At 53.7% G+C, this 12,134-nt stretch carries 11 protein-coding genes; 4 read left to right on the forward strand and 7 right to left on the reverse strand.

Annotation, left to right across the window (positions count from 1 at the left end; genetic code table 11):
- The first annotated feature begins 3 nt into the window (after positions 1-3).
- Complete coding sequence (locus IXB28_RS09665; RefSeq protein ID WP_215618372.1) at positions 4-2,304, forward strand: GumC family protein; 2,301 nt, start codon at positions 4-6, stop codon at positions 2,302-2,304.
- Positions 2,305-2,528: 224 nt separating this feature from the next.
- Here the strand turns inward: IXB28_RS09665 and dinB are convergent, their stop codons facing one another.
- On the reverse strand, positions 2,529-3,593 hold the full coding sequence (dinB, locus tag IXB28_RS09670) for a DNA polymerase IV (RefSeq protein WP_215618373.1): 1,065 nt from the start codon (positions 3,591-3,593) through the stop codon (positions 2,529-2,531).
- Between dinB and IXB28_RS16785 the strand changes: the two genes are divergently transcribed.
- Positions 3,592-3,717: a hypothetical protein gene (locus tag IXB28_RS16785; protein ID WP_274609685.1), complete on the forward strand. Its 126-nt coding sequence runs from the start codon at positions 3,592-3,594 to the stop codon at positions 3,715-3,717. The genes dinB and IXB28_RS16785 overlap by 2 nt on opposite strands.
- Before the next feature lie 28 nt (positions 3,718-3,745).
- Here IXB28_RS16785 and IXB28_RS09675 read toward each other — a convergent pair whose 3' ends face one another.
- The 3 genes from IXB28_RS09675 to IXB28_RS09685 all read right to left on the reverse strand — a co-directional run bounded on the left by IXB28_RS09675 (position 3,746) and on the right by IXB28_RS09685 (position 6,779).
- A complete protein-coding gene (locus IXB28_RS09675; protein WP_215618374.1) occupies positions 3,746-4,387 on the reverse strand; it encodes a DUF4114 domain-containing protein in 642 nt (213 codons plus the stop codon).
- Between the two features lie 74 nt (positions 4,388-4,461).
- Complete coding sequence (locus IXB28_RS09680; protein WP_215618375.1) at positions 4,462-4,992, reverse strand: hypothetical protein; 531 nt, start codon at positions 4,990-4,992, stop codon at positions 4,462-4,464.
- A gap of 155 nt (positions 4,993-5,147) precedes the next feature.
- Positions 5,148-6,779, reverse strand: coding sequence for a hypothetical protein (locus IXB28_RS09685; RefSeq protein ID WP_215618376.1), 1,632 nt, complete (start codon positions 6,777-6,779; stop codon positions 5,148-5,150).
- Between the two features lie 42 nt (positions 6,780-6,821).
- Between IXB28_RS09685 and IXB28_RS09690 the strand changes: the two genes are divergently transcribed.
- Entirely contained in the window at positions 6,822-6,986 is a 165-nt protein-coding gene (locus IXB28_RS09690; protein ID WP_215618377.1) for a hypothetical protein, read from the forward strand.
- Between the two features lie 810 nt (positions 6,987-7,796).
- Here the strand turns inward: IXB28_RS09690 and ilvC are convergent.
- Positions 7,797-8,792 (reverse strand): ketol-acid reductoisomerase, encoded by a 996-nt coding sequence (gene ilvC, locus IXB28_RS09695; RefSeq protein WP_215618378.1) that lies wholly within the window; start codon positions 8,790-8,792, stop codon positions 7,797-7,799.
- 21 nt (positions 8,793-8,813) lie between these two features.
- On the opposite strand from ilvC, the gene IXB28_RS09700 reads away from it, so the two are divergent.
- Positions 8,814-8,987, forward strand: coding sequence for a hypothetical protein (locus tag IXB28_RS09700; RefSeq protein WP_215618379.1), 174 nt, complete (start codon positions 8,814-8,816; stop codon positions 8,985-8,987).
- Between the two features lie 74 nt (positions 8,988-9,061).
- Here the strand turns inward: IXB28_RS09700 and IXB28_RS09705 are convergent, their stop codons facing one another.
- Positions 9,062-9,922: a PEP-CTERM sorting domain-containing protein gene (locus IXB28_RS09705; protein WP_215618380.1), complete on the reverse strand. Its 861-nt coding sequence runs from the start codon at positions 9,920-9,922 to the stop codon at positions 9,062-9,064.
- A 456-nt stretch (positions 9,923-10,378) separates the two neighbouring features.
- Positions 10,379-11,824, reverse strand: coding sequence for an Asp-tRNA(Asn)/Glu-tRNA(Gln) amidotransferase subunit GatA (gatA, locus tag IXB28_RS09710; RefSeq protein ID WP_215618381.1), 1,446 nt, complete (start codon positions 11,822-11,824; stop codon positions 10,379-10,381).
- Between the last annotated feature and the right edge of the window lie 310 nt (positions 11,825-12,134).

The raw sequence follows: 12,134 nt of genomic DNA on the forward strand, positions 1-12,134 counted from the left end.
CCTATGGATACTTTTGCTTCCGCCAATGGTGCGCCCCCTCAAGGTTTAACCTCCACGCCCCAGCTACCCCAAATGCCCTGGGCCAAGGATGAGGACGAGCTGGATCTAGCCCAGTTACTAACGGTGCTGCGGCGACGCTCCCTGATGATTACCGGGGTGGCCGCAGGTGTGCTGGGCACAGTGATGTTCAATACCCTGCGCCAGGAGCCGGTGTATGAGGGCAATTTCGAAGTTCTGGTGGAACCGGTGAATGCGGAGGACAACCTGTCGGACCTTAGCGGCCTGTTGGCGGAAGCGGCCCCCACTAAGGGGTCGGGCCTCGACTATGAAACCCAGGTGCAGGTGCTGCGCAGCCCTGAGCTGATCGACCAGGTGCTAGAGGAACTGAAGGCGGTCGATCCAGAATTAGACTACGAAAACCTGCTAAAAAATCTCACCATTCGCCGGGTGGGGGAAACCAAAATTATTGAGGTCAGCTATCGGGGCACCGATCCGGTAAAAATCCAGGCCACCCTGGATGCCCTCTCGGCGGTGTACCTAAAATATAGTTTGGACGAACGCCAGACCAACCTGCGCCAGGGGATTCAGTTTGTCGATCGCCAGCTGCCCGAACTCAAGGGCCGGGTGGATGAGCTGCAAGGACAGCTAGAACGGTTTCGCCAAACCTACAACTTTATTGACCCCACCACCCAAAATCAACGGATTACGGCCCAGGCCCAGCAGCTTAGCACCCAGCGCCTGGAGGTGGACCGCCAGCTAGCGGAAGCGCGGGCCAGCTACGACTTGCTCTTGGCCTCTGGCGGTGGCGAGGTGGCCCTGCAAACGGCACCGGTTTACCAAAGCCTGATTCAACAACTGCGCCAGGTGGAAACGGAAATTGCCACGGAACTCACCCGGTTTCAGCCCGGTAGCCTGAGGATTCAGGTGCTAGAGGAGCAGCGCCAGCGGATGATGCCGGTGATTGAGGCGGAGGCCCAGCGGGTGGTCAACGCCCGCTACACCGAGGCGGAAAACACCATTCAAATTTTAGAAACTCAAAACCAAACCATTGCCGCCGCCGAAGCCCAGTTGCAAAATACCCTCACCCAGCTCCCCACCCTGGCCCGCCAGTACAGCGACCTACAGCGGGAGCTAGACATTGCGGTAGGTGCCCTGGGGCGCTTTTTGGAAACCCGCGAAACCTTACAAATTGAAGCGGCCCAAACGGAGATTCCGTGGGAGGTCATCGAGGCCCCCAACCAGCCCGAGGTGCCCATTTCCCCCAATGCGAAGCGCAGTTTGGTGCTGGGTATTGTGGCCAGTTTGTTGGTCAGTGTGGGGGCCGCCCTGCTGCTCGAAAAATTAGACACGGTGTGTCGCACCGTCGACGAACTCAAAGGGTTGGTCAAACTGCCCCTGTTGGGCACCATCCCCTACCAGTCCGAATTTGACGATTCGGATAGGCAAAAGGCAGGCGGCATGGGCCAGTGGCTGCAGCGTCGCATGGGCAAGCAAGATATGATGACCGCCGATGGCTACTACGGCTACGGTGGCTCCCAGTTCCTGGAGTCCATGCGGCTGTTGCAAACGAACCTGATGTTGATGGGGGCCGACCGGCCAATCCAGTCCATTATCATGAGTTCCGCCATGCCCGGTGAAGGCAAATCCACCGTTGCCCGCCACCTGGCCCAAACGGCGGCCACCATGGGCAAGCGGGTGTTGCTGGTGGATACCGACCTGCGGCGACCCACGGTGCACCATCGCCTAGGCATTCGCAATGGCAAGGGTCTGAGCGATCTGTTGTCGGGCAATGCCAGCGCCGGCGATGTGCTACAAAAGGCGATGCCCTTTGTGCACTTCTATGCCATCACCGCAGGCACCATGCCCCCCGACCCGGTCAAGCTATTGTCCTCAAAGCGCATGCGGTTGCTGATGCGCCGCTTAGAAAAAGACTTTGACCTGATTGTTTACGATGCGCCACCGCTGGTGGGACTCGCCGACGCCACCCTGATCGCCCCCCACACCGATGGTTTGATCTTGGTATCCCGAGTCAATACCTGCGATCGCAACGTCCTCAACCATGCCATGGACAACATCAGCTTCACCAACATTCCAGTCCTCGGCCTAGTGGCCAACGGCGTAGCCGCCAAGGGCCGGGGCTACAAATACTATTCCTCCTACGGCTACGATTCCAAGCCAGGGCTCCCCGCCTCTGACGTCGAACCCATCATGGAGGAACACCCCAAAGCCCTAGCGGCAGCCAGCAACGGCAACGGCGGCGGTCTAAGCATCGCCGACTTTATGAAAGTCGGCAAAGATAACTAGAAAAAGAGAATGCGAAATGCAGAATGCGGAGTTCGAAACTCTCGCAAGCTGAGCGCAGTCAAAACTCTCGCTAGCTGAGCGCAGTCGTTCGCGAAGCGTCTCCGAGGAGATAGCTAAAACCCAACCGATCCCCTCTAACTCTCGCTAGCTGAGCGCAGTCGAAGCTACACCCAACCGATCCCCCCCTAACTCCGCTCAAAGAACACTTCCCCATTCCCCCCCCCTCACTCCATCGGCAGCGACAGCTGCTGATACTTCCCCCCCTCGGCGGGCACCAAATTTCCCATCGCCACCCCCAACAGCCGCACCTCGGGGTGCGGCTCCAAATGATGGGTCAACAGCGCCTGGGCCAAGGGTTCCATATCCGTCGCCCTTTGCATCGGCACATCCACAGTGCGGCTGCGGGTCACCTGGCGATAGTCCGCATACTTAATCTTTACGGTTAAGGTATGCCCCATTTTCTTCGCTTTGATCAACCGAGTTTCCACCTCCGCCACAATGGCCCCCAGGGCGGTGGCCATGGCCCCTACATTGCTCAGATCTTCAGTAAAGCTGCGTTCGGCCCCAACGGATTTGCGAATGCGGTTGGGGTTAACCTGGCGATTGTCCTGGGCATGGGCGATGTGAAAATAATGGCGACCCACCTTGCCAAAGTGTTTTACCAGGTCGGCCTCACCATACTGCTGCAGCTGCGCCCCGGTTTCGATGCCCAGCTGTTTCATTTTGCGGGCGGTGGCGGGGCCAATGCCGTGGAATTTTTCAATGGGGAGATTGGCGATAAAGGCCATGGCGTCCCCCGGCAAAATCACAAACAAACCGTTGGGCTTATTCACATCGGAGGCCATTTTGGCCAAAAACTTGTTAATGGACACCCCCGCCGAGGCGGTTAGCTCTGTGGTGTCGGCAATGCGTTGTTTTATGGCCTTGGCGGTTGCGATCGCAGAGTCACGCCCGGTAACATCCAAATAAGCCTCATCTAAAGACAGGGGCTCCACCAGGTCCGTATAGTCTCGAAAAATAGCCCGAATTTGAGCTGACACCTGCCGGTATACCTCAAAGCGAGGCCGCACAAACACCACATGGGGGCAGCGCTGCACCGCCACCCGAGAGGGCATGGCAGAATGAATGCCATAGCGTCTCGCTTCATAGCTGGCAGCGGCCACCGCACCCCGCTGGTCCGGTCGGCCACCCACCACAATGGGCCGATCTCGATATTCAACATGGTCTCGCTGCTCAATGGACGCATAAAACGCATCCATATCCACATGCAGAATTTTGCGATGCTCCATGGCTGTTCCCAGCGGCTGTGCTCAGCTGATTCAACCCTACTTTACCCGTAGATTGTTGCGGCGACTGTGCCCTTGCCCCAAAAACACGTCGGGGCGCTGCATGCAGCGCCCCGACAAAGATTAACGGTAAAATTTAGCCCTTGCCACAGGACTTAGCGCTTGCTGCAACCACAGGGCTCATCCCAGCGCAGGTGGCCACCGACCCGCACGATAAAATCATCGTAGTCAAAGTCAGTGTTCTCATTGCCCACCAAAACAGAGCCAGAATCTTCCCACCGCAATACCAAGCCACCGTCGATAATGTCCTCTACAGGACCATCAAACTGGGCATAGGTTTGGGGGTTAGGGTTGAGGCTGCTGGTGGAGTACAACGTTCCCGCAGGCTGGCCGTTAAAATAGGACTCTAAATAAAAGGTATAGTCCGTATCGGCGGCAAAGCGAAATTCCCCCAGGGGCATGGGCACCGTCTTGCCAGGGGTGCCGTGGAAATCATCCCGATTTTGGTTGCCCAAATCATCTTGATAGTCCGATGGGGCGTTGACGCTTTGTTGAATGTCCGAACCTTTGACTTCTCCGTAGAGGGGATACTTCTCTCCGGTGTCTAAATTAACAATGCCAAAAACAGACTGATAGCTGCCGTTCGATTCTAAAAATTCAAATTCGACCACGGTGTCCACATCCATGCGGATACCCTGATTTCCAAAGGTTTCTTGGGCAAAAGCAGCCGGTGTGGCCAGGCCAATTACTGCGGCAGCGGCCACAGCCGGGGTGAAAAAGTCAAATGTTCGATTCATGATACGCAGACGAAAATTACTACATGTTTGGCGGGTCCTCGAGGGCAAAAGGACAAATCTGTCGGTGCTAGGGGCTACCACACTCTTTGATTGATCGGCGTAGCGCCACCGCGGGCTTGCCGATACTCGGCAACGACCTCCCTGGCCTCTGCAACTAGCTGGTTAAACTCATTACAGGCCGCACTCACGGGGGGAACGCTGGGGCCTGGAGTCCGAGAAAACCGGCGCACACCCCCGGTGCTTTCGCTAGCACAGGCCTGTCTTGCTTTGTTTAGGTTGGCTTGCAAGTCGTCCTCTGGGTCAAGGTCCAACTCTTCGCCATAGGTGTCGAAAAAGTTTTGGAAATAGTCCACAAAAGTGACCAGGTCGCCATTGACACCGCGGAAAATGGCCTCCCCCAGAATGCCGGTGTTGTCCGACTGGTTGGTGCCGGTGTTGTCCGACTGGTTGGTGCCAGTAATATCGGACATATTAGGTCCGGTAACATCGGACTGGTTCTGGGCATGGGCAACGACGGGCACAAAAGCCGGTGCGATCGCTACCACGCTACCCAACAATAGTTTCCAAAGGTTGTCCGTGGATCGAAACAATTTTAACAATGACATAGTTCTCTCTTGCCTCTCGGGGAGGTGCTAGTTTTTAAGTCAGGGCCAGTTGTTAAATCGGGCCTAAAAAAGAATGAATTGGTAGAACGTAAGTCCCATAGCGCCTGGCTTTGCAAAAGCCTACTCAACGCTAAAACTATGCAAAAACCCCAGATTCAAAACTTGAATGAAAAGCCAGCACCCAGCACAAAGCGCCCACCATCACCAGCTCCGGTAATATCGCGCACCGCTGGCAACAGAACGATGGGCACATCCTTAAACGGAGTAATGGATAGACCCGCCGCCAAATCCTGACCCGTCCATTCCACAATTGCACTCACCGGTTCCGCCACACGCACGGCCATACTGCCGAATACGTTAACGGTGTCACGGTCGGCAAACACATCATCTTCACTGCGGAAGCGGCCAGTGCCGAGTCCAGCGGTGAGCGCCACCCGGCTAAAGGGTTCAGTCACCTTTTTGCGGGTGCGAATAATGTGAGAAACAGACCCGTAAACCGAATCTTCAAAGTCCACCACATCGGCGGTGGTGATAAACCCTTCCCAGCCTAGGGCCACAGACCAATCTTCCGACAGCCGTCTGTGGATCTTGGCATTAAAGCCACCGTCCCCAAAGTCGCGGCTGCCACCAAAGCTAGCGGCGGTGTAAGACAGCTGCACGCCAACATTTTCCCGGGCATCCCCGAGGCCCACACCAAACACCATGGAGCCATCGTCATTATTACCAAATCGAGTCCGGCTTTGATAGCCCGCACCGACAAATGCGGTCCGGTTATCTGCGCCAAAGCCCGATGGGTTAGAAATGGTGATGGCGGGGGCACTGCTGTAGCCGCTGCTTTCCCCCTTGCCTTCTTCCAACAGGTCATCAATGATGCTTGGGTCCACATCACGATTGGGTAGGGGGGGCTCAATCGGTAACTGAGCCGTTTCCATGGCTATGTCTGCTTCAAACGCTATGTCTGCTTCAGACACCATGTCTGTCTCAGACACCATGTCTGCTTCCGACACCACGTCTGCTTCAAACGCGTCTGCCACATATGCGGCATCGGCTGCGGGCTGGGGCAGTACAGATGTTTCGAAGGCTTGTTCAGTGTCCGCACCGGGCGCGGATACCACGGCGATGTCAACCGCTGCATTTTGTTCTAGTTCAGCAGATTCAACTGCGGCACTGTCGTCTAACCAACCAGACCCTTCTGCTTCAGCCGGTTCACCCCACATGGCGACCGTTTCCGGTGCGGGGCTAATGGCGGTGTCAACAGCGGCGTTGTCTGTTGGCACCGCCATTAGCGGAGTGGGATCAACCGAGCTGGCGCTGGCTGGCTGGCTGGCTGGTTCACCGGCTGGTTCAATGACAATGCTGGTGGGTGTTGCACCAGGAATAATCTCAGCTTCCGCCGTATTCCTTGCTGCTAGCAGGTTACTATTCGCAGATGCATCACGATTAGAGGTTTCCAGCAGCCTCTGTAGTTTATCGGATGAGTTGTTGTTGGGCTCTGTTACAGGTGCCACTACATTGTTCGGCATAGCGACACTGGGCGCACTTGTCCGCGCCACAAAGGCGGGTTCGCTATCGCTAGCTGGGTTGATTGTTGCAGAGTGGGCACTAATGGCAGCCCCATCCTCCAATGGCTGATTAACATCGGCGTTGTTGAGATCGCCGGCATCAGACTGAGGCTCCCCATCAGGCAGAGACTCTGCTGCATAAACTGGGTCTATACTTGCAGCGCCATAGGAAGCGGCAAGCAGGGTTAAGCATCCGAGTAGGGTTGGATTAAGGGGCTTGGGCACGGTTTTGTGGAAGGGTAGTGAACGATTGTTGAAATCCGGTAGATGCCCCGTCTTGAACCGGCCTATGCCGATTCTCGCTATAAATATGTGTTCAGCCATAAAGCCTGGCAATCTGCTGCTGACTTAGCAGCGGCAATGTCTGTAAAACTGACTAGTCACCTAGGCGAAACAGATGCCATCATGCTGTGGGCCAGCAATGCCCTTTGAAAAATATCAACGGTGATTGCCTAAGGGCTTGTTAAAAAATAAAATCATGGCCTTGTTCCTTACAATCATGGCTTAACAAGCCTTGTCGGATTAAACCGTGAAGTAGTTTCTTAACAGCGCCTAAGACTATGCTTTAATTTAGCAACAGTATTTTCTTTGAACTTTCCAGACCTATTCCATAGACTTCGGGATAGTTCAAAAAAATCTTGTGTGAAAATACGTAAATTGTCTTATACCTGCCCTTTTCACAGAAATCAGAACGGGTCAGCATAATTCTCAAAAAACTGGTACGAAGACACATAAAGGCGCCGTCAATGTGGTCTCCCATGTCAGGAAAAGCGCTTTAGTTGTTGCTAACAATACAGCAACTATTGTTGCTATGCATGATGGACTTATAAACCGTCCGTAACAACAATCTTTAATGGGGCGCTAGAGCCTTGAACGTAAACCGTTTGGCCGGTTGAATGTCATGGAATAAAGGTTTTTATAAATCGTCATAAACAAAGCGCAGGAGAGAAAAAATCTCTCCTGCGCTCTATAAATATAGGTTGTTTGAACCTAAAATCTTTCCCTATTCATCAGAGGCATTACACGTAATGCCCCTAACGCCCATATAAGTAGGTGAACTCAATCTTTTATAAGATATAAGCAAGCTGTTAAACTGCTTGGGCTCTGCCCCCAAACCCCCAATTTGGGGGGCTTTGAGTCTGGCATCCCCCAGAAGATAGCCCAAGGGGCATTCAAGAAAGGGGGATGGGATGGGGCCTCGATATCTGAAAATTAATGAGGATCACCTACTTACCGTTTGCCCTATACCTTCTTGAGCCAGCTAAACATGGCGCGCAGGTCCTTACCCACTTCTTCAATGGGGTGCTCGGCTTCGCGACGGCGAATGGCGTTAAAGCCGGGGTTGCCCGCCTGACTTTCTAGCACAAATTCCCGGGCAAACTGACCGGTTTGAATTTCCTTCAGGATCTGCTTCATTTCCTTCTTGGTGTCCTCGGTGATGATGCGAGGGCCGCGGGTGTAGTCACCATACTCAGCGGTGTTGGAAATGCTATAGCGCATGTTGGCCAGGCCACCTTCGACCACCAGATCAACAATCAGCTTTACTTCGTGCAAACATTCAAAGTAAGCAAGCTCGGGCTGGTATCCAGCTTCGATCAGGGTTTCAAAACCGGCCTTGATCAATTCGCTGAGGCCACCGCACAGGACTACCTGCTCACCAAAGAGGTCAGTTTCAGTTTCTTCGCGGAAGGTGGTTTCGAGGATGCCGGCGCGGGTGCCGCCGATGCCTTTGGCGTAGGCCATGGCCATGTCGCGGGCTTTACCCGATGCATCTTGGTAGACGGCAAATAGTGCGGGCACCCCCTGGCCCTGTTCGTAGGTGCGTCGAACCAGGTGGCCAGGCCCCTTGGGCGCAATCATAACGACGTCCACCTCTTCGGGGGGAACGATTTGGGCAAAGTTGATGTTAAATCCGTGGGCAAAGGCCAGGACATTACCCGCTTTGAGGTTGGGGGCAATGCTGTCTTTATATACGGTCTTTTGTACTTCGTCGGGCAGCAGAATCATGATCATGTCTGCTGCGGCTGCGGCTTCGGCGACGGGTTTTACGGTCAGTCCTTCGGCTTCAGCTTTGGCGGTGGAGCGACTGCCTTCATATAGGCCCACAACGACGTTGACGCCGCTGTCTTTTAGGTTCAGGGCATGGGCATGCCCCTGGGAACCGTAACCGATGATGGCAACGGTTTTACCATTGAGTAAATCTAAGTTTGCGTCGCTGTCGTAGTACATCTGGGCCATTATGAAAGCTCTCCTTGATTTATGGCTGAAAATGCCGAACTAAATACCCGGTCCAGCGCCGGACGGGTTGTGCAGCCTTTCATCCTACCAAACCATATGCCGCTGAGGTACGCCGCTGGGGTTTTGGCCATGGCCCCTGGGGTGGGTCTGGCCCGATGGGGAAGATTGCGATCGCAAAAAAACCTGGTAGGTTAACGGACAGAACCTACCAGGTTTATAGCTACAGGCGACAATCACAGGCCACCCATGGCTATGGTTGAAGTGTTAGCCTATGCCATCAAACGACGACGGATGAACATGCCACCCATGGCTACTAGACCTAGTAGTGCACCGGGCTCAGGAGTCTCAGCCGCATCGGTACCTTCTTCAAAGTCAAAGGACTCGTCGCTGAAGCGGAAGGAATAGTTATCGGTTTCGAAACCGCCACCACCTTCTTGGGTGATTTTGATGCGGTTAAACAGACCGTCGGTCTCGTTCGCATAGAAGTGGACAAAACCGTTGTACTCATTATTTTGGTGAGCGGCTTGGGTGGGCAGCTTAGAGTCGCTAGAGCCAAACACATTGTTGTAGTCAAACAGACCCAGGCTAGTTTCAGCGCCGCTGTCGTCAACCTGCAAGAACTCAAACTTGTTCGAGGAACTCAATGCGCCCCAGTTCATGCCGAAGTAGTTGAGGCTATCGGCCAAATCAACGGTGACGGAATTGCCCTGGAATACGGCCAAATAGTCAGAGGTATTTTTCTCTGCATTGGCGCCTGTGGGTGCCCAGCGGTCACTCTTGATGTCTGTTCTGCTCTGGCCTAGGGCCTTATCAAAGTTAAATACCACGGACTCATTGCCGAAGGTGAATGCATTGCTCTTACCTTCAACCGCTTTCCGTAGGCTGGAGTCGTTAAAGTCGATATTAGTTGTGCCGTCGTTGTAGTAGAAATCGGAATAGGCACCCAGGGAACCGTTAGCATCGTTGGTTAGGTTAATGCCCTTGGTTACCTTAGCTGTGATGCTGTCGATGGTGAACTCACTAAAGATAGGAAGTACTTCATCATCGTTTGCTTGAGCGACCGGTGCAAAAGCAAAAGGTGCCGTCATTGCAACAGCTGCAGCCAATAGGATGTGACGATTTAGTTTCATGGTTGAACAGTTCTCTTGGATATCTGAGTGAATAGCTTGGCTTGCGTGGTGCAGATGTGATTTCTGCTACAAGGTTGTACTCAGTATCACCAGTGGAAGGCCTACCTATTAACGATGAAACTACTGAAAATAGAGGGCTTGGCTCCTAGTTGATTTTTCTTGGATTGATTTAGATTTGACACATCTTCTGGATTTTTTTCAGTAAATATATGCAGGCGATAGTATCCCCAACCCCTCGCAATGTAAATCTCGCTGAGATTGGCTAGGCCGATTGCAGTAGTTATCTAGCCGATTGTTGCCAGCAGAGCCTAAGGGCAGGCCAGGCAAAGGGGCGTGGGATATACAAAATTTATGCTGGCTTTCAGCACAAAAAAGCTGACCGGCCCTAGGACCGGTCAGCACTTAAAAAACGGATTGGGCCGAGTGAAAAGAAGACCCGAGTAGGGCCGATTTTCCCTAGACAACCGGCATCTTTTCATGCCACGGGGTGGCACTTTCATAGGCGGAGGCCACCTCAAACAGGGTGTCTTCCCTCAGCACGTTACCGATCAGTTGCATGCCAATGGGCATGCCCCCCTGGTCAAATCCGCAGGGCAAACTGATGCCGGGGAGTCCGGCCAGGTTGACGGTAATGGTCATCAGGTCAGATAGATACATGCTCAACGGATCGTTGACCTTTTCCCCGGCTTTAAAGGCGGTGCTGGGTACCGTGGGCGTCATCAGCACATCCACATCTTTAAAGGCGGCTTCGAAGTCTTGCTTAATTAACGTCCGCACTTTCTGGGCCTGGAGATAGTAGGCGTCGTAGTACCCGGCGGAGAGGGCATAGGTGCCGATCATGATGCGGCGCTTTACTTCAGGGCCAAAGCCTTCCGCCCGAGTTTTTTTGTACATGGACAGTAGGTTGTCTGTTTCCGTGCGCATGCCGTAGCGCACACCGTCATAGCGGGCCAGATTGGAAGACGCTTCCGAGGGGGCAATGATGTAATAGGTGGGTAGACCATATTTAAAGCTGGGGCAGGAGATTTCGACAACCTCGGCACCCAGTTCTTTAATTTGGGCGATGGCGGCATCCATGGCCTTGGCCACGTCACTGTCTAGGCCTTCGCCAAAGGTTTCTTTTACCAGCCCAATGCGCTTGCCCTTGAGGTCGGTTTTGAGGTGCTTAGTATAGTCGGGAATATCCACCTTGAGGCTGGTGGAGTCTTTGTTGTCGTAGCCTGCGATCGCGCTGAGCAAAATCGCAGAATCCTCAACGGTGCGGCTAAAGGGGCCAATTTGGTCCAACGATGAGGCGAATGCCACGAGGCCATAGCGCGACACTAAACCATAGGTGGGTTTGAGCCCGACCACGCCACAGTAGGCGGCGGGTTGGCGAATCGAGCCGCCGGTATCGGAACCGAGGGAAATGGGGGCCTGGTCTGCGGCTACGGCGGCAGCCGAACCACCGGAAGAGCCACCGGGTACCCGGTCCGTATCCCACGGGTTAGCGGTGAGCTGATAGGCGGAGTTTTCGGTGGAGCTGCCCATGGCAAACTCATCCATGTTGGTTTTGCCTAGGAAAATCGCCCCCGCATCCGCCAACCGCTGGGTGACCGTCGATTCATAGGGGGGGATAAACCCAGCCAAAATTTTGGAGGCACAGGTGGTGCGAATGCCTTTGGTGCAAAGATTATCTTTTAAGGCGATGGGAATCCCAGCCAGGGGACCCAAGGGCGTGCCCGCTGCGATCGCTGCATCCACCTGCTTTGCTTGGTCTAGGGCCTTGTCTGCGGTTACGGCCAAAAAACTTTGTAGTTTGGGCTCTAGCGTCTGTAACCGATCTAAATATTCTTGGGTGATTTCAACCGCAGTACGCTCTTTTCCAGTGAGCTGTTGCTGCAACTTGCGGATGACTGACATTCTGACTCCTCAGTAGCCTAGCGATTCCAAGCTAACAGTATAGGCGGGAATGGCGGGAATGAAACCAGCACTGTTTATGCTTTTCTGAGTAGCTAATCCAGGTGCTCCGGCGATGGCAATACGGCCATGGATGCCAAGGACGCATCAAACATTTTTAGGAAATATCTTGGGGAAATGTGTAGATGAGTACAATTTTTCCTATTATTTTTCTATTAAGTTTTTAATCAATGGGGAACTGTTTTAATAAACCTGCCCTAACAGTTTTGTTTCCCCAGTAACTTCCTGAACTTTTTCTATGGATTAAGCGGCC

The sequence above is a fragment of the Leptothoe kymatousa TAU-MAC 1615 genome (assembly GCF_018739865.1).
GTDB classification, from domain to species: Bacteria; Cyanobacteriota; Cyanobacteriia; order Phormidesmidales; family Phormidesmidaceae; genus Leptothoe; species Leptothoe kymatousa.